Origin of the sequence: Acetobacter conturbans (assembly GCF_011516755.1) — a bacterium.
Taxonomy (GTDB): Bacteria; Pseudomonadota; Alphaproteobacteria; order Acetobacterales; family Acetobacteraceae; genus Acetobacter; species Acetobacter conturbans.
Genome location: NZ_WOSY01000012.1, coordinates 22,726 through 44,604, shown reverse-complemented (window position 1 = coordinate 44,604; position 21,879 = coordinate 22,726). Strand labels below are relative to the sequence as shown.

Below are 21,879 nucleotides of genomic sequence, written 5' to 3'. Positions count from 1 at the left end.
AGTGACTTAGCGGGGTTTTAGATGTGTTTCTGGTTGCGGGGATAGGATTTGAACCTATGACCTTCAGGTTATGAGAAAGATTTATTAGCCTACGCACCACCACGCCCCGGCCGACAAAACGACGCCTGACCACGCAAACCCACTGATTTTACTTGAGGAATTTTCTCTACACGCTACGCAGTTCTTGTCCCGGTTACGCCCGGATACCCACTCATCTGTTTCCTATGTGTTTCCTGCAGCGGAGGCAAGAATGGCCAAAATCGGCAAGAAAACCGTGTCTGCCGCAGCGCCTGCGGCGAAAGACTATTTCCTGTGGGACGACAACATCCCGGCGTTTGCCGTTCGTGTCTGGCCCTCGGGACGCAAGGTCTACGTCATCCACTACCGTTCCGGCGGTCGGATGCGACGATACACGATCGGCCAGCATGGGAGTCCCTGGACAGCCGATCTCGCCCGCGAAGAAGCGATCAAGGTTCTCGCACGGGTCCATAGCGGAGAAAATCCCGCCGATAAACGCGCAGACGAACGCAAGGCGATAACCGCCAAAGACTTCGCCATGCGCTTTCTGGACGAATATGTCTGTGTCCACCTGAAACCCACGACACAGGCTGAATACAGGCGATCAGTGGAACTGTTCATCGTCCCCAAATTCGGGGCCTGGCGTATGGCAGACATCTCGCGCGCCGATATTGCGGAATTCCACGGAGACTTCCGCAATATACCTTATCAGGCCAATCGTACCCTCGGCGTCCTGTCAAAAATGTTTAGTCTCGCCGACCTATGGGGCATCCGCCAGGACGGCATCAATCCATGCCGTGGCGTGCGGCGCTATAAGGAGGAAAAACGTGAAAGATTTCTGACCGGAGAGGAATATGCCCGTCTCGGGAACAGCCTCGATAACGCAACGGATATGCCCGAAGCGGCCTTTGCCATCCGGCTTCTCACTCTGACCGGCTGCCGCCTGCGTGAAATCCAGACATTGCAGTGGGCGCATGTTTTTCTCGACCAGGCCGAGCTACGTCTCCCGGACAGCAAGACGGGCGCCAAAATCGTCCAGATAGGTCATGCGGCCGTAGAAATTCTGAAATCGATACCTCGCCTCGACGACAACCCATATGTCATTACAGGGTACAAGCAAGGCAGCTATCTGACCGATTTGCAGAGGCCGTGGCGACGTATTCGCAAGACCGCCGGACTGGGTAGCGTTCGCATCCACGATCTACGCCACTCGTTCGCTTCAGACGCATTGGAGATGGGCGCGGATCTCACGATGATCGGTCGCATGCTCGGGCATAGCGACATCAAGACAACAGCCCGCTACGCACATTTGAAACGAGAAAACGTCAAACTTTCGACAGATAAGGTATCGGAGAGGATATCGTCCGCGCTTCTTGCACAGGCCAAGGCATAAACTTCCCAGAACCCCATACCTCGATGACTTCATGCGCGCCGTTAAATCATGACAATTCACAAGACAGGAAAACTACATGCACCTTTAAATAGTTTTCTTTTTTTATGTTCTGCAACATTCCATATTCAAGTTTTATGGTCGTTGCGCATTCAAGGATAGTACGCTCTGCACTGTGTCGAGCCATGTAGCCGCCGTGACGTCCACCCATGCGACAAGTTTATGGATGCGGTCATATTCCTGTTGAATAGATCGCCTGAAAATTGGCTCATGATGCGCAATACGATTGCGAAGATCACGGATTTTAAAAAGACTATCATGGCACTCCGCCCGGAGTTCCTGAATGGTCTTCCGGGGATCAGCGTGCGGGAAAGCGGATCGGAAGTGAGCGTTCCATATGGCGCCGTCATGACCGCGAGTCATTACCTTCTCCCAAAACACAAACTTCAATTCCGCGACAATCTTTCCCGAAGTTGGCAGCTTACGAAGCTCTATAAGATTTCGTCTCGGACTATATCCGTGAGGAGGGTTGCGCAGACTGATTTCGAAACCTTTTTCCCACGGCCAGTTAGCCCCATAGGTCAATTCAATGGCTGAAACGACTGAATTGCGAATGCTCACTTCACATATTTGAAGCGGGACAAAGAAGGCGGCAGAAAGCTTCAAATTCCAGAGGTACAATTCCAGCGCAGCCTCCTTGTCACCGTCTTTCTCCGCCAGGTAGGTCGCAAATCGAGGAGCCGACAAAACCCTGGGGAGGCTATGAATCTGAGCATGTGTGAATGGCAATTCAGTCGTCCTCGCCCGATGCAGGCCTGCTTTTGTCGTTGACTTGCGCGTTGGAATGGGCGTACTTAGAGCCCAAAGGCGCGTGAGGTCGCGGGGTAACACCACCCTCATCGTCGTACGATATCAAGGGAAAAGCTCGCTTCTGGCGGGCTTTTCTCGTTTTATCACGCAGCATCACTCACCGTCGAGGCTGGCGGCGTTTCGATCGCCTGGGCCGCCAACTCTGCAGCCCAATAATCCCGACACGCTTCGATTTCACCAAATCCTCCCACTTCCATCAGGCGATCGATAAATCGCGCGTAAAGGCCGTCTTGTACCAACCCCTGATTACGCATCCACTCAACAGATGTATTAGGGTTAGGCAACAGCACATAGTGGAATTCACCTGATGGCCCAGGCTTGGATTGTATCATCCATAATTCCCGCAATCGCTTCATGCGTCTACGCCACGTATCAACCGCTCGTTCTCCTTGGAAACCAGCCTCCGCCGCGAACGTCGCAGGATTCTCAACAGTTACAAAGGGAGTATCAGGAGACCTAGCCCAAAGACAGAACAACGTGTGCCCGGCAGGACTTCCTTTGGACTGGACGTCGATCGCCTGCATGACAATCGGTAAAGTCCGAGGAACGGTGGTAAAACCATCATTCGTTTTCCGATGCCACAGGAATACGTCCGGCACCCCAGGGAAATGCAACGCCATCTGCTGCCGCGCCCGTTCGGCCATCTTCATTCGCTTCGCCGTTGCTTGCCTACCATTTGCCATCGTCAGTTCCGTCCAGCCTTTGCGTTGAGCGAACATTCCTCCATAAATTGGGTCGCCACAATGATAGATTGAGCTCGCTAGATGGCATTACTGAAGCAGATGAATGCCGCATACAGTTACGTTAAATGAGTTAAATATCGAATTTCAATTCGATGAAATGCGTTATATCACGCATAAAATTAGTAAATACCTTTCAAAAGCAACGTACTATCATGGGTCGCGCGTGCTCATGTGTTCCTGTGCTACGGTGCTCCACTGTGCTCCCGGTTCTCCTGGGTTTAAAAAGGGGTCACTAAGAAGCATCCAGATCAAAAAATATCACCTCCGATATCTGAAATGAACACGATGATAGGCTTGCTAATCAGCTCACAGCTCAAGCGTATGCCACCTGCCCGCATAATTTATGCGGGATATGCGTTGCTACTCAGCCAGAAAACTCATCGACCATCACCTCTTGCGGACTTTAATTTTATCGGGCACAAAAGAGATGAGAAAAATTAAAGAGGCCATTCATGCATGCCACCCGCATTTACCGTGAGCCAAACGAGATCGTTGACCGTCTTTCCAGGTTCGGTATCACTGCTGAAGAGATAATTCCTGTTATCGAGGCCGTGGTTGCCGCATGGAACGACGTTGTCTCTGTTGACGCACGCACAGCCGCAGGAACCCAAGCATATCTTGCTGGTGTTCGCCATCTGCGCTTTCTCTTCCTGCCAAAAGGGTGGACTATTGACAGAAAAGGCGGCGTTGAATCTGTGCTTCACGCAGAATCTGGCATACGTATTGTCTACCAGACGGTCGACCAAGCGTGCGTAGGTATTCGTGGTCCTAAAGCGATTAATGGAAAAGGCCCAGCGGCCAAGTCAGCAATCGAGAGAAGTCAGGGCATTCTTTTTCAGGAGGAAGATCTGCCTGAGGTAGCCCCCGAAAAAATCACCGCTCTCAATTCCAGCATGTGGTTCCTCTGCGTATCGGTCCGTGATGACGATGAAGATGATGTTCGAGCGGAACTGTCTCTTCCGGCGGCAATCGAAGAAAGAAATTTCAAAGGATTTCTTGAGCGTATCTTCATCGTTAAAAGTGGCGACTGGAAGACGCGTAACCCAGGAGCTATCCTGCCCGAAGATGAAGACGTCTACGATTTCTCGATCGCACGAAAGTAATGATGCAATTCAATCCTGCTCGCTTGGAACTGGCAATGGACCGGCGGCGGTTTACTGCGCGCGCGCTCGCTGAACTCGCAGACGTGACGGTAGTCAGCCTGTCACAGATCAAAACGGGTAAGCAATTACCTCAGGAAACAACGATCCGCCGCATTGCGGACGCTTTAGAGTATCCTCCTGAATTTTTCTACGGAAATGACTTCGACACACTTCCTGCCGAGGCGGTCAGTTTCCGAAGCCTCTCGTCAGTCACTCAGAGGGAACGCAATGCGGCTATCGCTGCGGGCGGCATCGCTTATCTGGTATCCGACTGGCTGCATTCAAAGTACACCCTACCCAAGGCAAATTTTGTTGATGCCAGTCCCGAACGTGATCCGGCAACCGCTGCACGCGCTTTGCGTCAAACTTGGAGTCTTGGTGAAAAGCCAATATCGAATCTGATCAAACTCCTTGAATCGAAAGGTATTCGTGTATTCTCGCTTGCAGAAAACACGAAAAATGTTGATGCGTTTTCATGCTGGAGGAACGACGAGCCATTTATATTCCTTAATACCTTTAAGACAACGGAACGCAGTCGCTTTGATGCTGCCCACGAGCTTGGTCACTTAGTACTGCACAAACATGGTGGATCAAATCAGGGACTTCAGGCTGAAGCTGAGGCAAATGCATTCGCCAGTTCGTTCCTTATGCCACTCGCCGACGTAATCTCGGAAATGCCGCGCGCGCACTCGCTTAAGCAAATCCTTCACGGCAAGAAACGTTGGGGCGTATCCGCAGCAGCACTCACCTACCGACTTCACAAAATCGGTCTAATCACTGACTGGCAATACAGAACGTTCAACATCCAACTCCGATCAGCTTTCAAAAATAGTGAGCCGGATAGCATGGCTCGTGAGACATCAACGCTCTGGAAAATGGTCCTTGAAGATCTTTGGGGACAAAAGCTTACACGTGCAGATATTGCGAAAGAGCTGAACATACCGCACGGAGAGCTTGAAAATCTGCTCTTCGGTCTAACTGCTTCTTCAGATCACCCTCCCAGCAAAAATTCTAATGTAAAGCTTTCCCTTGTTTGAACAGATAACGTCGGAGCAAGGCGCGAGATTTGTCTCCGCTTTTAGCTGACGGAAGTCAGGGGGATCTTAAACATGGCGATGATCACCATTTCCCTGCCCGATCCCATGAAGGAATGGGTGGAAGAACAGGTTCGGACGGGACGCTATAGCAATACGAGTGAGTATATTCGCGACCTGATCCAACGGGATCAGGATGAGCAAGCCATGCATAAACAGATTCAGGCCCATATTACAGCCGGGCTCTGCAGTGGTGTCAGTACGCGGGATATGGAGCAAACCCTTGATGAGGCCCGTGCTGCGGCAGGAACGACGGCGACCAACATTTAGGACAATCATAATTCGCCGACGAGGACATCTGCGACAGGCCATATTTGGCTCACTGACTGCTGCCCGCGTTTCGGGTCTTCTGCACAGAAAGCAGCAACCGGACACGACGCTGCTTCTGGAACGCCCGGTCCGTCTCCATGAACCGTCCCACCATGAGCGGCACGAGGCGAGCCGGGTCGGACGCCCCTTCCCGACTGTTGACCGCCTCGGAAGACAGGAGTTCGGCATACAGCGTCAGATCCCGGTATATTTCGGCCGGAAACTCGACCGTAAGCTTGACCGGGCGGCTGTCAGGAATGGCGGCAATGCGCAGTTTCGTCATGGGCTATCTGTTCCCTTCGATAATACGGGGCTGAGGACCATGTCCCGGCTGACGACAACCGTGAAAGGCAATCCCGGCCGGTCGGTGAGCGTTGGCTGCACGTTCAGGCTTCGGTCGATCAGCCGGTTACCGACCATACTGAACCCATTGGACGCTCCACTGCGGACGGCCTGAAACAGGTTATTCTCACCCCACGAAGTCCCTGCCTCGGAACCAACACTGAGCAGCGTGGTCACCAGTGCCGCCCTGAACAGCTGACCCCAATGATGATCGACCTGATCCTGCAGACCGGTCTGACCGATCGCATCTGCTCCCGGCAGGCGGCCAAGAACAACGCTGTCACCGCCCGACCGGATCAGACGTGTCCAGATGATCTGGGTGCGCTCCTGTCCGAACGAAACGCTGCTGTTGTAACTTCCAAACAGTGTGCTGCCCTGCGGGATCAGGAGATAGCGCCCCGTTGGGCTATCGTAGACGTTCTGGGTCACATGCCCGATGAGCTGGCCGGGCAGATCGGAACTGATTTTCGTGTTCAGGGCACCAGCAATGACCGTGCCAGCCTGGATCACGTACGGAGAAACCGGAAGCGCCAGACGATCTGGGCTGACTGTCACGCGATCCGGCTCTCCTGCCAGAAAGGCCCGGTTCGTCGCCTGTGGATCATTCGTCGTGCTATGCGATTCTGACGGATTCACGCCCGCTGCCGGTGCCGTCGCCGGACCGCCCTGACGTTCCCCTTCCCGCACCTGAACAAACAGCTTGCTGGAAATGGCTGCTTCGACTTCCTGCTCGGCCCGGTGATCGCCCATACCGGAAACCGGTCCCGCCTTCCCTTCCCGCTGCGCTTTCAGGATGGATGGCCCGAGATCACCCGGCAGGGCCGGTCCGAGTTTCGGCACACCTGTGTAATCCCTGGGCAAACCGTCAAGACCATCAGCCGAAGGACGGACATCCGTGTCCTGTGATGCGTTCGGCTGGGTCTGTCGTGAGGAGTTTTGCAAGGCGTACCCCAGCGCAATACCGACCCCCAGCATGGCGGCTCCACCCAGTCCCCAGATGACAGGACGGGACAGACGCATCACGCGCGGCGGCGCTGCGCGCAGACGCAGATCGGCTGGCGAGACAGACGGCGCCGATGCTACTGCGGCGCCCTCGCCTCCAGTTCCCTGTTCGGCCGCTGTCACGACCGCCGCCCGTCTGTGCGCACAATCCGCACGCGCTGCTCGGAGTTCTTGTCCCCCAGCCGCAACTCGGCGGCGGCAAACAGCCGGTCGACGATCATCCAGTTCTGCCGGACCCGGTAATTGACCAGTTCCGGGCCACCGTCCGGCCCCAGCACGAACAGGGGCGGCAGTTCCCCCTGCCCGATGCCGGACGGAAAGGCGATGTAGACCTTGTGCCCGTCATCGAACGCCCGCAGCGGCATCCAGGGCGGTGTCCCGCCTTTCACCGGCTGCACGGCATAGCGGAAATTCAGGGCGTTCAGCTTCAACCCGACATCGACGGGCATGGCGTCATCGGCGTCGCTGTCCTGCCGGTGCAGGGCAATCAGGTCGTCCTCGGGATACTCCCACGACACGGACGCCATATAGGTGGCAGGCGTGGAACGCAGCTCCGCCAGATAGGTCCGGCGGTCGGTGTTGACGATCAGATTGGTGGTCAGATCCGGGCGGGTCGGCTTGACCAGGATATGGATGCGCTTTGTGGCCCCTGCCCCACTTTCGGTATCGCCGACAATCCAGCGCACGGTATCACCGGCGGCAACGGGACCGGTGCCGACCAGCTTCTCGCCCTGCTGGAGCATGATGTCGGTGATCTCGCCAGGCGAGGTGTAGACCTGATAGAGCGCGCCCGGACTGTAGGGATAAACCTGCACGGCGTTGATGAACCCCGCGCGGGTCGGCTGGATACGTGCGGCGAGATTGGCCTGCGTGACGCGAACCGTCGGGTCAGTTGCATCTGGCGCCGCATGGTATGAACGCCGCGATGGCAACGGTTTGAGCTGCCCCGGCAAGGGAAGCGGTTTCGGGACTTCGACCACCTGCACCGGTTTCGGCGGATCAGGCAGCCGGGTTGCCTGAGCGGCATCATCATAGCGGATGGCCGGCGGATGATAACGCGATGTGCAGCCAGAGAGAACGGTCAGTAGCGGTATAGAGCAGAGAAGGGCACGCCTCATTGTCCAAGCTCCTTCGACCAGTTGATGGCTGAGACGTAAATGCCGAGCGGATTTTTCCGCAGATGATCGGCATCGCGGGGCGTGCGCAGCACGACCGGGACGATGGCGGTCCAGCGCTCCGTGCCTGCAAAGGCGCCGTCGCGGTAATGGCGCTCGGTCCACGCCACCCGGAAGCTGGCGGTCGACGCCCGGATCACCGAGGAGACATCGACCTCCACCTGCTCGTGCCCGATGCGCGAGAACGGATCGTTCAGGCGGGCATAATCGTTGAGCGCCTGCGCGCCGGATGTGGTGGTGAAATCATAGGCGCGCAGCCAGTCCTGCCGGACCACCACGGCATCAGAGGACAGGGACCGGACGTCCTGCACGAATTGGGCCAGATACCAGGCAATCTGCGGATCGGCGGGGCGGTATCCTGCGGTCGCGGGGGCCACGACCTGCGCCTCGCCCAGATGATCGACCTGCACCACCCAGGGAACAATCGTGCCGCGCGCGGACTGCCAGATCAGCCCGATCCCCAGACCGGCGGAGAGGACCAGCGAACCAAACGCCATGAACCGCCAGTTGCGGGCCTGCACACGGGCGGACCCGATCCGCTCGTCCCAGAGCTGGGCCGCTTTCTGATAGGGGGTGACCGGCGCCGGCGTCGTGCCGTAGCGCACCGTGGAGCGACGGAACATCGCCATCATTCTTTCTCCGAAAGATCGATCGAGGAGGATCCGCCGCCGCCATCAGCGGAGCGGATGACATGGGCGGCCTCGGCGGCATGGGTCGCGGCCTGACGGCGCTTCATGCTGCGCGCCCAGCGCGGTGGTTCACTGCTGGACGAGGAGGCGTCACCGGCAGATGCTCCACTCCCGGCAGCACCCTCGCCCGTTGTGCGACCACCGGTCGCGGTGAACGCCGCCTTGCTGCCCGAGGAAAAACTGTCCTTCATCGCGCTGGCCGCACCAGCCGCTTTGCTCTTCACCGCCCCTGCGGCAGCGGAACCCGCCGCGCGGCCCATGCCGCCAATACCGGATGCGACGCCACTCATGCCGCCGGCCCCGGCGGAGCCCAGCGTGTAGGCGGTGGACGCCGCACCCGCGACAGCGGCTCCTCCCCGTGCCGCTGCGGCCGTGGCCGCCAGTGCGGCACCACCACCGGAAACAGCGGCACCCACACCGGCTACGGCCGCAGCCCCCATGCCACCCACCGCCATGCCGGTGCCGACAGCAGCACCAGCCCCCAGTTGCGGCGCACCGGCAATCAGACCGTTGGCAAGGCTGCCGCCATAAATGGCCAGACCCACAATGGCGAGGGACGCGAGAACAACGGACAGCGCCTGCCCGATGGTCGGCTGGGTGTCGCCATAGGACGTGGTGAACTGCGCGAACAGGGTGGCCGCAATCCCGCTGATCACGGCCAGCACCATGATCTTCACGCCAGACGACACGACATTGCCCATCACCTTCTCGGCCAGAAAGGCCGTGCGGTTGAACAGGGCAAACGGGATCAGGATAAAACCGGCGAGCGTGGTCAGCTTGAACTCGATCAGCGCCACGAACAGCTGCACGGCCAGAATGAAGAACGCCGCCAGCACGATCAGCCACGACAGGCAGAGCACGAGGATCTGCACGAAATTCGTAAAGAAGGCGACCGGCCCGAGAAGATTGTGCACCGCGTCAAGAAGCGGCTGTGCGGCCTCGAACCCGGTGGAGGCCAGACGCCCAGGTCGCAGGAAATCGGCCAGTGCGAGCGTCCCGCCCCCGGCCTTGAGGCCGAGGGCGGCGAAACTGTCGAACACCGTTTTGGACAGGCTGTCGAAATTGTTGATCAGGAACGAGAAGAACCCGATATACAGCGTCTTCTTCACCAGACGCTGGATGATGTCCTCGTCCGCCGCCCAGGCCCAGAACAATCCCGCCAGCACGATATCCAGCACCGAGAGCGTTCCCGCCAGCGAGATCACGTTCCCCTTCACCAGACCAAACCCGGAATCAATCGTTGAGGTGAAGGTGTTCAGAAAAGTGTCGATGACGCCGACATCATTTGTGGACATGACCGTCAGTTCCCGCTGCTGCCGAACATGGTGATCGCGGTGGGCGTGTAGCTATCATGCTGCGAAAAATGCTGGTATTGCGCCTGACCTTCTGCCTCTGCCGCAGCCTCCCGTGCCTGCTGGAGCTGGGTGGCGCGCCCATTGGCGGAGAGGACGGCAATGACGTCCGAGAGCTGACGGGACTGGAGAGCCAGAAGCTGATTGCCCGCCTGTGCGGCCTGTAATGCGCCCGCCGAACTCTGGCTGGCCGAGACGAGCTGGGACATGGACGCGCTGTCGCTGCTGATATTCCCCACGGCCTGGGCCTGCATTTTCAGCGCGTCCTCGAACCCGCCCACTGCGTTCTGCCAGCGGGTCTGCGCCTGACTGAACAGGGCGCTGTCGGACATGGACGACGAGATCGACGTGTACGCCTGCTGATACTGCTGCTCGACCGCCGTCACGCTGTAGGCGATGTTCTGCGCCTGGTTCAGCAAGGATGTCGTCTGGGCAATCGTCGATTGCAGTGTCGTCAGGGTGGAGAGCGGCAGGGTCGCGAGGTTCTTCGCCTGGTTGACCAGCATCTGCGCCTGATTGGCGAGCGACGTGATCTGGTTATCGATCTGCTGTAACGCCCGTGCGGCCTGAAGCACGTTCTCGCCGAAATTGGCGCTGTCGAAGACGGCCCATTGCGCGTGGGCCGGAACGATGGAGATCAGGAATAGCCCTGCCATTCCAAGAACGATCGGAAAGCGCCTCATGACAGACCTCCCTCGCGCAGGAGATCCGCCGCCCATGTGACGCCGCGCGCCTCGAACCAGGCCGGCAGGAACCCTTCCTGACCATGCTCGGCCAGGACAGCATCGATCAGTTTGTGATCGTCCTTGCCCGATGCCGCGCACAGGGCCAGCGCCACCGGACCGAGCCCGAGTTCGAACAGGCGGTTGCCGCGCTGGGTCTGGCAGTAATATTCCCGTTTGGACGCGGCGCGCGCGATGATGGAAATCTGGCGCTCGTTCAGCCCGAAATCACGGTAGATCGACGCGATCTGCGGCTCGATGGCGCGCTCGTTGGGCAGGAAGATCCGGGTCGGGCAGCTTTCCACCACGGCCGGCGCGATTTTGCTATTCGCGATGTCCGACAACGACTGGGTGGCAAACACGACGGATGCGTTCTTCTTGCGAAGCGTCTTGAGCCACTCACGCAGTTGTCCGGCAAAATCTCCATCGTCCAGAACCAGCCAGCCCTCATCGATGACCAGCATTGAGGGCCGCCCGTCCAGACGCTCCTCAATGCGATGGAACAGATAGGAGAGCACGGCGGACGCTGCACCGGAACCGATCAGCCCCTCGGTCTCGAACACCACGACATCCGCGTCACCGAGACGCTCCGCATCCGCGTCCAGCAGACGGCCATAGGGACCGCCGAGACAATACGGCGCCAGTGCCTGTTTGAGGGCATTGGACTGGAGCAATGCCACCAGTCCGGACAGGGTGCGTTCGTGAACCGGTGACGAGGCAAGGGAGTTCAGGGCTGACCAGAGGTGAGATTTGACCTCAGGGGAAATGCTGACGCCTTCGCGGACAAGGATCTGCGCCAGCCATTCGGCCGCCCAGGCCCGTTCGGCGGACTCATCAATGGTGGCCAGAGGCTGGAGGGAAACGCCGCCGCTGGTTACTGGACCACCGTCTTCCCCACTACCCTGCTCATCCGTCAGGCCGCCCCCAAGATCGTGCCAGTCCCCGCCCATGGCCAGGGTGGCCGCGCGCAGCGAGCCACCGAAATCAAAGGCAAAGACCTGCGCACCCTCATAGCGCTGGAACTGCAGCACCATCAGTGCCAGCAGCACGGATTTGCCCGCCCCCGTCGGTCCCGCGATCAGCGTGTGACCGACGTCGCCGACATGCAGGCAGAACCGGAACGGTGTGGCCCCTGCCGTCTTGCCGTAAAACAGCGGGGCCGCACGGAAATGGCTGTCCTGCTCCGGTCCGGCCCAGATGGCAGACAGCGGAACCATATGGGCCAGGTTCAGCGTCGAGACCGGCGGCTGGCGCACATTGGCGTAAACGTGGCCGGGTAACGAGCCGAGCCACGCTTCCACGGCGTTGAGGCTTTCCGTCATGCAGGTAAAGTCCCGGCCCTGGATGATCTTTTCCACCAGCCGGAGTTTTTCCGCCGCGATGCTGGCGCTGCCGTCCCAGACCGTCACGGTCGCGGTGATATAAGCCTGACCCACATCGTCCGAGCCAAGGGACTGGAGCGCGAGATCCGCGTCCGCCGCCTTGTTCGCGGCATCATTGTCCACCAGGACCGACGCCTCATTGGTCATAACTTCACGCACGATGGCGGCAATACTCTTGCGTTTGGCGAACCATTGCCGCCTGATACGGGTGAGCACTTTCGTCGCATCCGTCTTGTCCAGAAGAATGGCACGGGTGGACCACCGATACGGGATGGCCAGCCGGTTCAGATCATCCAGAATTCCGGGAAAAGTCCGGCTGGGGAAACCCGTGATGGTCAGGGTTTTGAGGAACGCATCGCCGAGTTTCGGCTCCAGCCCTCCCGACAGCGGCTGGTCCACCAGCAGGGCATCGAGATGCATCGGGATTTCCGGCACCCGCACGCGCTGGTTCCGGGTGGAAATGGTGGAATGCAGATAGGTGAGCGTCTGCGCGTCATTGAGCCATGCGGCCTCGGGCATGAATCCGTCGAGCAGGGACAGAAGCCGGTCGGTGCGGTCGATGAACCCGCGCAGCACGCCATGCGGATCGGGACCATCGCGCTCCATGCCCTCATAGAGAAAGCGCTCGGCACGACCGGAGGATTCCGCAGGCGGCAGCCAGACGAGGGTGAGAAAATACCGGCTCTCGAAATGCGCGCCTTCGTCCTCGAACTGTTCGCGACGTTCGAGATCGACCATCTGGCTGGCCGGGTCGGGAAAGTCGCTCTCGGGGTAGATCGTGGCTGGCACGCGCTGCGCCTCGACGAACACCGCCCAGCCGGAGCCCAGACGGCGCAGGGCATTGTTGAGCCGTCCGGTCACCCCGACCAGTTCGGCGGGTGTGGCGCTGTCGAGGTCGGGTCCGCGTATTCTGGCAGTACGCTGGAAACTGCCGTCCTTGTTCAGGACGACGCCCTTTTCCACCAGTGCCGCCCAGGGCAGGAAGTCCGACAGGACGGCCGCCCGGCTGCGATATTCACCAAGGGACATCATCGCCCTGCCCTCCTCACGCGCGCAGCCAGGCGGGATAGCGGAGATGCCGCCGTCCCACCTCGATGAAGAACGGATCGCGTTTCGCACCCCACACCGCGAGGCCATGCCCGACCATCCAGAACGCGGCGCCGATCAGCCACAGACGCAGGCCCAGGGCTATAGCGGCGGCCAGCGTGCCGTTGGCGATGGCCACGGCCCGTGGCGCCCCGCCCAGCAGGATCGGATCGGTGAGCGAGCGATGCACCGGGACGTAAAACCCCGGCACAGCTTCGGCCTCGGGATCGAACAGAGCCATCAGATCAGTGCCCCGCCCGAGAAGGAGAAGAACGACAGGAAGAAGCTCGATGCGGCAAAAGCGATGGACAGCCCAAAGACGATCTGGATCAGTTTTCTGAACCCTCCGCTCGTTTCGCCAAACGCCAGGGTCAGGCCAGTCACGGTGATGATGATCACCGAGATGATCTTCGCCACCGGTCCCTGCACGGATTCCAGGATCTCGTTGAGCGGTGTCTCCCACGGCATACTCGATCCCGAGGCCCAGGCGGACGACGCGAAGAACAGCGGCAGGAGTGCGGCGGCACCAAACAGGCGCAGCCGGAACAGGAGATCGACACGCGCGTCGGCGCGCACGGAAACAGTCTGCATCATGATGACTCTCCTTTGGTGAACAAGGATGTTTCTGGATTGGAAGAGGCGACCGGACGGACGCGATAATCACCCGTACCGGGATCGAGCCCGTCGATTTCGGCCAGTTCGGACAATCGGCGCTGTGTTCCCCGGCCCGACAGCACGGCAATCACGTCGATGGTTTCCGCGATCAGGGCTCGTGGGACTGTGACCACGACTTCCTGGATCAGCTGCTCCATGCGGCGCAGGGCACCGATCGCGGTGCCGGCATGCAGCGTGCCCACGCCGCCCGGGTGCCCGGTGCCCCAGGCCTTGAGCAGGTCGAGGGCTTCGGGGCCACGCACCTCGCCAATCGGAATACGGTCCGGCCGCAGGCGCAGGGCCGAACGGACCAGTTCTGACAGGGTGACAATACCATCGCGGGTGCGCAGCGAAATGAGGTTCGGGGCCGCGCATTGCAGCTCGCGCGTGTCCTCGATCAGCACGACGCGATCATTAGTTTTCGCGACCTCGGCCAGAAGCGCATTGACCAGCGTGGTCTTGCCGGTCGAGGTGCCACCGGCGACGAGAATGTTTTTCCGGGTGGAAATGGCCTGCCGGAGATAATCCGCCTGCCCGGTGGTCATGATCCCGGCGGCGACATAATCCTCAAGCGTGAAGATCGCGACGGCGGGTTTACGGATCGCAAAGCTGGGGGCGGTCACAACCGGTGGCAGCAATCCCTCGAAACGCTCACCGGTTGGCAGTTCGGCCGAAACGCGGGGTGAACCCTCATGCACCTCCGCGCCGACATGGTGCGCGACCAGCCGCACGATCCGCTCGGCATCGGCCGGTGTGACGTGCTGGCCTGTATCGGCGAGCCCCTCGGACAGACGGTCGATCCACAGCCGCCCGTCCGGGTTGAGCATGACTTCAATGACGGCCGGATCAGCCAGGTGGGCGGCAATCGCCGGCCCCATCGCCGTGCGCAGCATCGAGATGCCACGTGTTCTGCCCGGCGTCGATGAAGAAAGAGGAGACATGACGGTGCCCGCATTATTTCGGTAAAGGACGAAGCGTCCTTGCCAGCGGGATGTATTAGGAGAGGCATATCCAGACCGATTTCAACATCCGTTTTCTGGACAGCGAAACCGGGCGCAACAGGGCGTAGAATTGTCGATTTGACCCGGCCAACTCTCCCTTTTCCCGGGCAATCCTGCTCCGGACATACACCATGTTTTTAAGGAGCCGCCGGATATGCCGCTCGCGTCCGAAAAACCGATTCACGGGCAACGGCTCTGAACCTTCAGGACGGCGGCTCTTCCCGACCGAGATCCTGATGCAGGCGATGCCCGGTGCTCAGGTGCCGGGCCAGGGTCTCGATGAACTGCTCGTAGCGCGCACTGGCCTGTGCACGAGCAGCCGCTGCGGTCGGCTCCGGCAATGGCGGTGTCGTCAGCAACCAGAAGCGGATGAACAGCGCCAGTGTTTCAACGTTGATTCCGATATCGCGCTCCATGCGCCCCATGCGCCGGTCAAGGCGCTCCAGCCGACGGTTCAACGCGCCTTCCCCTTTTCCGTCCTCGGGAGACAGAAAGGCCGCAAGGGCTGTCTCAACCAGCATGGATTGCGATTGTCGGCGACGGGTTGCCAGATCGCCCAGGATCTCGGCCAGAGACGGGTCGAGATAGACCGTGATCTGCTGCTTTCTGCGCGGGCGTTTCATGGTCCTTCCAGCTCCATGCCGTCATCCCGGTCCATGGCCGCCAGCCGTGCCATTTTCTGCAAATCCTCGAATTCGCGCCTGGCGCGGACAGAGGCATTATCCGGGTCGGGACCGGGTTCCGTCCTCTCCTGCTCCTCATTCGTCCGGGAGCGCTTCTGTGCCTGGGCGGCGTCGAATTCGTGCGCCTGCTTCTGTCCCGCACCCATAGGGTCGTCCTGCGCCCTGTCCGCCTGAGCGGACTCATCCTCAGGTGGAATCTGCTCAGGCGCGGGCCGTCCGCTCCAGTCATCCGGGCGGGCGGCATCGGAAACCGGACGCGGTGCCGGCGGCGGAAGGATACGCTCCTGCAGGCGTGGATCGGTATAATACCGTGCCTTGCGCGCCCGCACCGGCGGCGTGCCCGCAGCCATGACGACTTCCTCGGTCGGTGGGAGCTGCATGATCTCGCCCGGTGTCAAAAGGGGGCGCGCACTTTCCTGCCGCGAGACCATCAGATGCCCCAGCCAGGGTGACAGGCGATGTCCGGCATAGTTCTTCTGCGCCCGCACCTCGGTCGCGGTCCCGAGAGCATCCGATACCCGGCGCGCGGTCCGCTCATCGTTGGTCGCGAAACACACACGCACATGGCAGTTGTCGAGGATCGAATTGTTCTGCCCGTATGCCTTCTCGATCTGGTTGAGGCTTTGCGCGATCAGGAAGGCCTTGATGCCGTAGCCCGCCATGAAGGCCAGCGCGCTTTCGAAGAAGTCGAGACGACCAAGAGCTGGAAATTCGTCCAGCATGAGTAAAAGACGATGGCTCTTCTTCTGCCCCAGCAGGTCTTCCGTGAGGCGACGACCGATCTGGTTGAGTACAAGCCGGATCAGAGGCTTGGTGCGGCTGATGTCCGAGGGCGGCACGCTGAGATAGAGCGAGGTGGGCCTGCCGTCGCGCACGATATCGGAAATCCGCCATGTGCAGCGCGAGGTCACTTTCGCCACGACCGGATCGCGATACAGACCGAGAAAAGACATGGCCGTGGACAAAACACCGGAACGCTCGTTGGGAGATTTGTTGAGCAGCTCGCGCGCGGCGCTGGCCACAACCGGATGCGGTCCCTCCTTTCCCAGATGCTTCGTGCACATCATCGCCCGCAATGTTGTTTCAATCGGGCGCTTCGGGTCGGAAAGAAGGTTGCCAACGCCGGACAGTGTCTTATCGGGCTCCGCATAAAGAACGTGCAGGATCGCTCCGACCAGCAGGGAGTGACTGGTTTTTTCCCAATGACTGCGGCGCTCCAGCGAACCTTCGGGGTCGACCAGCACGTCGGCGATATTCTGGGCGTCCCGCACCTCCCATTCCCCGCGCCGGATTTCCAGCAGGGGATTGTAGGCATCGGACTGCGGATTGGTCGGATCGAACAGCAGGACGCGACTGAATGTGCCCCGAAACCCTGCCGTCTCACGCCAGTTCTCGCCCTTGATGTCATGCACGATGACCGAGCCCGGCCATGTCAGGAGCGTGGGAATGACGAGACCTACACCCTTACCTGACCGTGTGGGGGCAAAACACAGGACATGTTCGGGACCGTTATGCCGAAGATAGGTCTTGCGGTGACAGCCGAGCACGACGCCGTCGGGGTCAAGCAGCCCGGATTTTTCCAGATCCTCCGCGTTCGCCCAGCGCGCGCTGCCATAGGTGGCAGCCCGCCTGACCTCGCGGGCGCGACGCACCGACATGGCCACGGCGACAAGAAACGCCAGCACACCCCCTGATCCGGCAATCCACCCGCCCCGCGCGAAAACCTGCGGCGCATAAGCATCGAACTCGTACCACCACCAGAAAACGAGCGGTGGCGCATAGACGGGCCAATAGTGGCACAGAGTGAACCACGGCCTGCCGAGTTCGGGCTGAAACTCCAGTTTCCATGCAACCCATTCGGTGGCGACCCACCATGACAGGACAACCAGCGCCAGCACGACGAGAAGCTGTCCCCAGAGGATACGTGAACCCGACATCGCTTTTTCTCCCGGTTTCCAATCGAAAGAAAAGGACAATCAGGACCGAAATCCATGGTGTACGTCGCGAGTGCGCAAACCGGCGCAACGGGGCGTAAAAATGTCGGCAACCCTATGCCGGTTGCAGGAAAATGATGTTCCTCGCCGATGTTCCGCAGAGGCCGTTAATATCTGTAACACGCTTGTGACTGCCGCCCGTCGAGGAACCACCGGTTTCTTCTTAAAATTCAGATAGCAGGCGCATCTAACTTTATATGACGATCGAGATCCGCCACCTGCGGTCTGCTCTCACGGCCGCTGAACACAAAAGCTTTCGCAAGGCTTCCGCCACATCCGGTGTGCGGGCGGCCGCCATCTCGAAGGATATCCGATTACTGGAGGAGGTGATCGGATGCGCTCTCTTTACCCGCACAAGAGCAGGTGTACGGCCCACCCTTCATGGCATCGATTTCCTGCAGGTCGCACGGCAGATCGTCCAGGACGTGGACATGCTGACCAATCGCCCCGGCACCGGGCCGCAACGGACCGAGCGGCGGTTGACCATTGGCTACTATACCTCGGTTTCGACGGGAAACCTCCGCGCGACACTCGGCGATTTCCAGCGCAGGCATCCGGGCGTGCCCTGGAAATTCGTGGGAGGAAGTCGCGCATCCCTGTTGCAGAAAGTCGAGACCGCACAGATCGACATCGCCATTGTGACTGCTGGTGGCCTCGAATGGCGGGACGCGCTGCTCCGGTTGTGGTCGGAACGTTGCGTTGCCGCCTTGCGGGCTGACCATAGCCTCGCCGCACTCCCCGTACTGGAATGGAGCCTGCTGCGGCATGAGCGTTTCCTGACCAGCACCCAGGATCCCGGACCGGAAATTACGGATATCATCCGTCAGCATCTCTCTGTCGACGTACGCTCACCCAACATCGTGAGCCACGATATGGAAACCCAGTTTCTCAAACCGTTCGTGGCGGAGAACGGCAGCGTGATGATTGATTATGAAAGCGCGACCGGAGATGGTCTGACCAATATTGTCTACCGGCAGGTGCTCAACGGCCGCCAGCCTGCCGCACTCCAATTTGTAGCGTGCTGGCGGGAGGACAACCCCAATCCGTCCCTCGCCCGCTTTCTTCATCTTCTTCGGGAGCGTTATCCGGATATATCCTGAAAAACGGCAACCAGCAGGAACGAGCGACCACGCCCCCGGATCTTGCCGATCACATCGCGAATATTGCAGCGCGAGGTCACGAAACCTGCATACCCCTGCACCACGAATTTGACATGGGATACCCCACGGATGTTGCAGGGCTAAACCCACGTTTCTTGCAGATGCTCTGCCCCACGAGTTTGTCATGGGGAAGATAATCAAGCCATTGAATCTAAAAGGGGAAATTCGCCGTAGTTTCGGGTGGTAAAATTTTACCAATTATAAGAGATATTTCCATATACTCGCCGCGCTTGTCCATAATAGCATTGATTTGTACTGCATGACCCGACGTACCGCTCGTTGGTCAGATTCGACATCGCCAAAGAAATTTTCAGGCCAGAAAGGGAAGGTAATATATTGGAGAAATCGTAATGTGCGCCCACGTCAAAAAGCGTGTGAGCCGGAACCTTGAAAGAATTTGCTGTGTCAGCATATGTAAATCCAATATATCGTATCCCAAAATTCACACCTAATCCATGAAATACATCGCGCGGAAGCGTATAATCAACAAACATATTAACCATGTTGCGTGGATATGCATTTAAATATTTCCCTTGCAAGGGAACCTTTCCCAATGAATTACCATATATATCATACCTATTTACGGTATTATTACTTCTTGTATATCGCATATCATTAAAGCTATAAGATGCTGTTATTCGTAGATCTTTTGTTACATTTGCATGCGCGGAAAGCTCCACCCCCTTGGAGGTCGCAGTACCGCCATCTATTTCCTTACCAACGACATCTGGAGAGCTTTCCAAAACATGATTTTCTTTTATATGATACGCAGCGGCGGTTAAGAATACATTTGTATGTGGTATGATATATTTTAGTCCAGCCTCTAACTGATTACCTGTTAGCGGTTGCGCAGCCGACCCATCCGCTAATATGCTTCCATACTGTGGGTTAAACGATTTTGAAAAACTAAAATATGGGGTCAAACCAAAATCAAGATTATAGGTAAAGCCCGCTCGCCATGTAAAAGCATGCGAATTTTGGTTAATGGGTGAGGCCAAAGGCTCCAAAGCGATATTGCCCAATGTTACAGACTGACGTGAATATGTCGAATGATAGTCATAGTCATACCAATCTTCTCGGCCCCCAGCTGTAATCGTTAGTTTTTTAATTTTTATTTGATCTTGAAAATACACTCCTACCTGGTCCAATTTACTTGGATAAGTATACGATGCAAGAGTATCTGTACTGCCCGCGCTATAATCTGGATGCGACGATACAATTGGATCCCAGATATTGATCGTCATTGCTTTGCGATCATAGGTAAGCCCCCATTCTTCATCAATATGACGATAATCAACACCAATCAAAAGCGTTTGTGATACAGGCCCGGTATTAAAATTCGCGATCAGTCGGGAATCAAGAGCAACTGTTTTTTCTATTTGAGATGTATTTCCACCCAAATTCCCTTTCCAACCATATATCGAATAAGTTTGTCCATCAGTGGCTAGACCAGATCCAAATGTATCGTTGAAAAATCTACGGCTATTATCGTATGAAAAATTCTGTTGAAATTCTAGGTATTTATTGAATTTATGAAAAAACTGATATTCAAATTTAGCTTCTTTGTTCCCAGAGATATTATATTGTGGATCACCTAAAAATCTACTCCGGGGAATATATCCATTTTTTCCGGACAAAAGAGAACCATACAGCGGGTAATAGTTCCCGCTCCCATCTCCAGGCGTATACATATACATTCCAAGTAACGTAAGGCTTGTCTTATTATCGATATCCCATTTAATTGAAGGAAGGACGCCAACTCGATGGTAATCGATATGATCAGTTTGTGTGCCTTGAGTTACGCCAATAGCAGCAATGCGATACTTAAGATTACCCGATTTTGTTATTTTATCGCTCAAATCAATTGTTGATTCGTAGCGCCCCCAATTCCCAAAACCGAGAGTGACGTTATGTAATGGAGTGTCAGTAGGTTTTTTTAATTGCATTGATATAAGCCCTCCAGCCCCACTCTGACCATACATAACCGACGACGGACCATTCAGTGCCTCCACACGATCAAGGAAAGCAGGTTCACCTGAGGCCTGAGTATTGGAAAGTAGTCCATCGACGTACTGTGTTGATGCAAACCCTCTCTGAGTAAAATCTCCTCCTCCTTGAGACCTCACCGATCCACTACCCCAAGAAGCAGTGCCCGTTGATTCGCTATAAATTCCGGGCATATAACGAAGCACTTCCTGAACTGTCTGGGATTGCTGATCGACCATTTGATCCTTGGTGATCACGTAAATCGAGTTCGGTATTTCTGTTAAAGGAGTATCTGTTTTCGTTGAAGCTGACGAATACTTAGCAACATAGCCAACCCCGGCTCCGATAGCGGCTTCATGCGTATTAACTAACCCACCAACTTTGACAGGACCGAGTGTGATGTTGGCTGCCTTAGACGCCGGAATAATCTGAAAAGCCCTCTCTCCGACAGGCTGATATGACAAACCACTCCCCTGCAGAAGCCGCGCCAACGCTTCGCTCGACGTAAACTGTCCGTGCAGTCCGGGTGTCTTGTGTCCAGTCAGTGTCGGCGTCTGGGACGTCACCTGAATATGAGACTGTGCGCTGAACGACACCAGCGCATCCGACAGCGAACCGGCGGAAATGCTGAAACTGGATTTTGGCTGGGCCTGTGTTGTCTGCGCCCGCGCACCCGTTGGGATAAAAGAGGTCAACGCGGTCGTGGTGGCGAGCATCAGGACGGATGCAGCGATAGGTCTCCTCAGAAACTGTGGCGAAGGCATGGGTGTGGCTCTTCCTGTCATCTGCATTTTTGAATGCAAGTCATTTGCATCCGAAGGTCATGGTAGTGAGATGCACGGGAGGCTCGTTTTTTAGGAAGATTTTTGCTTTTTTTTACGATTTATGAATCAGCGCCGCCTACAGGACTGTTTCACAAAGGTTTTCAGGCAGACGCGCTGCGCAACTTTTCCAATTGACCGACGATGCGCGCGCCCCTCACGCAGGCGGGTCACATATCGGAACACCGGTTGTCAGAATTCAGAGTGGGTCTCCCACCGATAATGGCTCTACAAAAATGAGTGCGACGCCGGGCTGTCTCTCGT

General features: G+C 57.6%; 20 protein-coding genes. 5 read left to right on the top strand and 15 right to left on the bottom strand.

Going from position 1 to position 21,879, the window contains the following annotated elements:
- Positions 1–250 precede the first annotated feature (250 nt).
- The gene (locus GOB81_RS12595) at positions 251–1,411 is read left to right on the top strand and encodes a site-specific integrase (RefSeq protein WP_173570781.1); all 1,161 of its coding nucleotides are present in this window, start codon (positions 251–253) and stop codon (positions 1,409–1,411) included.
- A 132-nt stretch (positions 1,412–1,543) separates the two neighbouring features.
- On the opposite strand, the gene GOB81_RS12590 is transcribed toward GOB81_RS12595, so the two are convergent.
- Both GOB81_RS12590 and GOB81_RS12585 read right to left on the bottom strand, forming a co-directional pair.
- Complete coding sequence (locus tag GOB81_RS12590; RefSeq protein ID WP_173570780.1) at positions 1,544–2,197, bottom strand: hypothetical protein; 654 nt, start codon at positions 2,195–2,197, stop codon at positions 1,544–1,546.
- Positions 2,198–2,361: 164 nt separating this feature from the next.
- Positions 2,362–2,928, bottom strand: a complete 567-nt coding sequence (locus GOB81_RS12585; RefSeq protein WP_198912114.1) for a hypothetical protein — start codon at positions 2,926–2,928, stop codon at positions 2,362–2,364.
- 545 nt (positions 2,929–3,473) lie between these two features.
- Between GOB81_RS12585 and GOB81_RS12580 the strand changes: the two genes are divergently transcribed.
- The 3 genes from GOB81_RS12580 to GOB81_RS12570 all read left to right on the top strand — a co-directional run bounded on the left by GOB81_RS12580 (position 3,474) and on the right by GOB81_RS12570 (position 5,527).
- Positions 3,474–4,124 (top strand): hypothetical protein, encoded by a 651-nt coding sequence (locus GOB81_RS12580; protein WP_173570779.1) that lies wholly within the window; start codon positions 3,474–3,476, stop codon positions 4,122–4,124.
- The gene (locus tag GOB81_RS12575) at positions 4,124–5,200 is read left to right on the top strand and encodes a helix-turn-helix domain-containing protein (RefSeq protein WP_198912113.1); all 1,077 of its coding nucleotides are present in this window, start codon (positions 4,124–4,126) and stop codon (positions 5,198–5,200) included. Before GOB81_RS12580 ends, GOB81_RS12575 begins: the two co-directional genes overlap by 1 nt.
- 72 nt (positions 5,201–5,272) lie before the next feature.
- Complete coding sequence (locus GOB81_RS12570; protein WP_173570778.1) at positions 5,273–5,527, top strand: type II toxin-antitoxin system ParD family antitoxin; 255 nt, start codon at positions 5,273–5,275, stop codon at positions 5,525–5,527.
- Positions 5,528–5,576: 49 nt separating this feature from the next.
- Here GOB81_RS12570 and GOB81_RS12565 read toward each other — a convergent pair whose 3' ends face one another.
- From GOB81_RS12565 to GOB81_RS12510, 12 genes are all read right to left on the bottom strand, one after another.
- The gene (locus GOB81_RS12565; RefSeq protein ID WP_173570777.1) at positions 5,577–5,849 is read right to left on the bottom strand and encodes a DUF2274 domain-containing protein; all 273 of its coding nucleotides are present in this window, start codon (positions 5,847–5,849) and stop codon (positions 5,577–5,579) included.
- Positions 5,846–7,033, bottom strand: coding sequence for a TrbI/VirB10 family protein (locus GOB81_RS12560; protein WP_338421361.1), 1,188 nt, complete (start codon positions 7,031–7,033; stop codon positions 5,846–5,848). The genes GOB81_RS12565 and GOB81_RS12560 overlap by 4 nt, the downstream gene beginning before the upstream one ends.
- Positions 7,030–8,028 (bottom strand): P-type conjugative transfer protein TrbG, encoded by a 999-nt coding sequence (gene trbG, locus GOB81_RS12555; RefSeq protein WP_173570776.1) that lies wholly within the window; start codon positions 8,026–8,028, stop codon positions 7,030–7,032. Before trbG ends, GOB81_RS12560 begins: the two co-directional genes overlap by 4 nt.
- Positions 8,025–8,708, bottom strand: coding sequence for a conjugal transfer protein TrbF (trbF, locus tag GOB81_RS12550; RefSeq protein ID WP_173570821.1), 684 nt, complete (start codon positions 8,706–8,708; stop codon positions 8,025–8,027). Before trbF ends, trbG begins: the two co-directional genes overlap by 4 nt.
- A gap of 5 nt (positions 8,709–8,713) precedes the next feature.
- Entirely contained in the window at positions 8,714–10,069 is a 1,356-nt protein-coding gene (gene trbL / locus GOB81_RS12545; protein ID WP_173570775.1) for a P-type conjugative transfer protein TrbL, read from the bottom strand.
- A gap of 5 nt (positions 10,070–10,074) precedes the next feature.
- A complete protein-coding gene (gene trbJ / locus GOB81_RS12540; protein WP_242010250.1) occupies positions 10,075–10,809 on the bottom strand; it encodes a P-type conjugative transfer protein TrbJ in 735 nt (244 codons plus the stop codon).
- Entirely contained in the window at positions 10,806–13,262 is a 2,457-nt protein-coding gene (gene trbE, locus GOB81_RS12535; protein ID WP_173570773.1) for a conjugal transfer protein TrbE, read from the bottom strand. The genes trbJ and trbE overlap by 4 nt, the downstream gene beginning before the upstream one ends.
- A 13-nt stretch (positions 13,263–13,275) precedes the next feature.
- Positions 13,276–13,557: a VirB3 family type IV secretion system protein gene (locus tag GOB81_RS12530; RefSeq protein WP_173570772.1), complete on the bottom strand. Its 282-nt coding sequence runs from the start codon at positions 13,555–13,557 to the stop codon at positions 13,276–13,278.
- Complete coding sequence (locus tag GOB81_RS12525) at positions 13,557–13,910, bottom strand: TrbC/VirB2 family protein (RefSeq protein WP_173570771.1); 354 nt, start codon at positions 13,908–13,910, stop codon at positions 13,557–13,559. Before GOB81_RS12525 ends, GOB81_RS12530 begins: the two co-directional genes overlap by 1 nt.
- On the bottom strand, positions 13,907–14,863 hold the full coding sequence (gene trbB, locus GOB81_RS12520; protein ID WP_173570820.1) for a P-type conjugative transfer ATPase TrbB: 957 nt from the start codon (positions 14,861–14,863) through the stop codon (positions 13,907–13,909). The genes GOB81_RS12525 and trbB overlap by 4 nt, the downstream gene beginning before the upstream one ends.
- A 311-nt stretch (positions 14,864–15,174) precedes the next feature.
- Positions 15,175–15,594 (bottom strand): ribbon-helix-helix domain-containing protein, encoded by a 420-nt coding sequence (locus GOB81_RS12515; protein WP_173570770.1) that lies wholly within the window; start codon positions 15,592–15,594, stop codon positions 15,175–15,177.
- Positions 15,591–17,591 (bottom strand): conjugal transfer protein TraG, encoded by a 2,001-nt coding sequence (locus tag GOB81_RS12510; protein ID WP_173570769.1) that lies wholly within the window; start codon positions 17,589–17,591, stop codon positions 15,591–15,593. Before GOB81_RS12510 ends, GOB81_RS12515 begins: the two co-directional genes overlap by 4 nt.
- 254 nt (positions 17,592–17,845) lie before the next feature.
- Between GOB81_RS12510 and GOB81_RS12505 the strand changes: the two genes are divergently transcribed.
- Complete coding sequence (locus GOB81_RS12505; RefSeq protein WP_173570768.1) at positions 17,846–18,748, top strand: LysR family transcriptional regulator; 903 nt, start codon at positions 17,846–17,848, stop codon at positions 18,746–18,748.
- 251 nt (positions 18,749–18,999) lie between these two features.
- On the opposite strand, the gene GOB81_RS12500 is transcribed toward GOB81_RS12505, so the two are convergent.
- Positions 19,000–21,510, bottom strand: a complete 2,511-nt coding sequence (locus GOB81_RS12500) for a TonB-dependent siderophore receptor (RefSeq protein WP_242010249.1) — start codon at positions 21,508–21,510, stop codon at positions 19,000–19,002.
- Positions 21,511–21,879: the final 369 nt, after the last annotated feature.

Coding starts and splice junctions, on each gene's coding strand:
- GOB81_RS12595 (WP_173570781.1), top strand. CDS start 251: ATGGCCAAAATCGGCAAGAAAACCGTGTCTGCCGCAGCGCCTGCGGCG.
- GOB81_RS12585 (WP_198912114.1), bottom strand. CDS start 2,928: ATGAAGATGGCCGAACGGGCGCGGCAGCAGATGGCGTTGCATTTCCCT.
- GOB81_RS12580 (WP_173570779.1), top strand. CDS start 3,474: ATGCATGCCACCCGCATTTACCGTGAGCCAAACGAGATCGTTGACCGT.
- GOB81_RS12575 (WP_198912113.1), top strand. CDS start 4,124: ATGATGCAATTCAATCCTGCTCGCTTGGAACTGGCAATGGACCGGCGG.
- GOB81_RS12570 (WP_173570778.1), top strand. CDS start 5,273: ATGGCGATGATCACCATTTCCCTGCCCGATCCCATGAAGGAATGGGTG.
- GOB81_RS12565 (WP_173570777.1), bottom strand. CDS start 5,849: ATGACGAAACTGCGCATTGCCGCCATTCCTGACAGCCGCCCGGTCAAG.
- trbG (WP_173570776.1), bottom strand. CDS start 8,028: ATGAGGCGTGCCCTTCTCTGCTCTATACCGCTACTGACCGTTCTCTCT.
- trbF (WP_173570821.1), bottom strand. CDS start 8,708: ATGTTCCGTCGCTCCACGGTGCGCTACGGCACGACGCCGGCGCCGGTC.
- trbL (WP_173570775.1), bottom strand. CDS start 10,069: ATGTCCACAAATGATGTCGGCGTCATCGACACTTTTCTGAACACCTTC.
- trbJ (WP_242010250.1), bottom strand. CDS start 10,809: ATGAGGCGCTTTCCGATCGTTCTTGGAATGGCAGGGCTATTCCTGATC.
- trbE (WP_173570773.1), bottom strand. CDS start 13,262: ATGATGTCCCTTGGTGAATATCGCAGCCGGGCGGCCGTCCTGTCGGAC.
- GOB81_RS12530 (WP_173570772.1), bottom strand. CDS start 13,557: ATGGCTCTGTTCGATCCCGAGGCCGAAGCTGTGCCGGGGTTTTACGTC.
- GOB81_RS12525 (WP_173570771.1), bottom strand. CDS start 13,910: ATGATGCAGACTGTTTCCGTGCGCGCCGACGCGCGTGTCGATCTCCTG.
- trbB (WP_173570820.1), bottom strand. CDS start 14,863: ATGCTGCGCACGGCGATGGGGCCGGCGATTGCCGCCCACCTGGCTGAT.
- GOB81_RS12515 (WP_173570770.1), bottom strand. CDS start 15,594: ATGAAACGCCCGCGCAGAAAGCAGCAGATCACGGTCTATCTCGACCCG.
- GOB81_RS12510 (WP_173570769.1), bottom strand. CDS start 17,591: ATGTCGGGTTCACGTATCCTCTGGGGACAGCTTCTCGTCGTGCTGGCG.
- GOB81_RS12505 (WP_173570768.1), top strand. CDS start 17,846: ATGACGATCGAGATCCGCCACCTGCGGTCTGCTCTCACGGCCGCTGAA.
- GOB81_RS12500 (WP_242010249.1), bottom strand. CDS start 21,510: ATGCTCGCCACCACGACCGCGTTGACCTCTTTTATCCCAACGGGTGCG.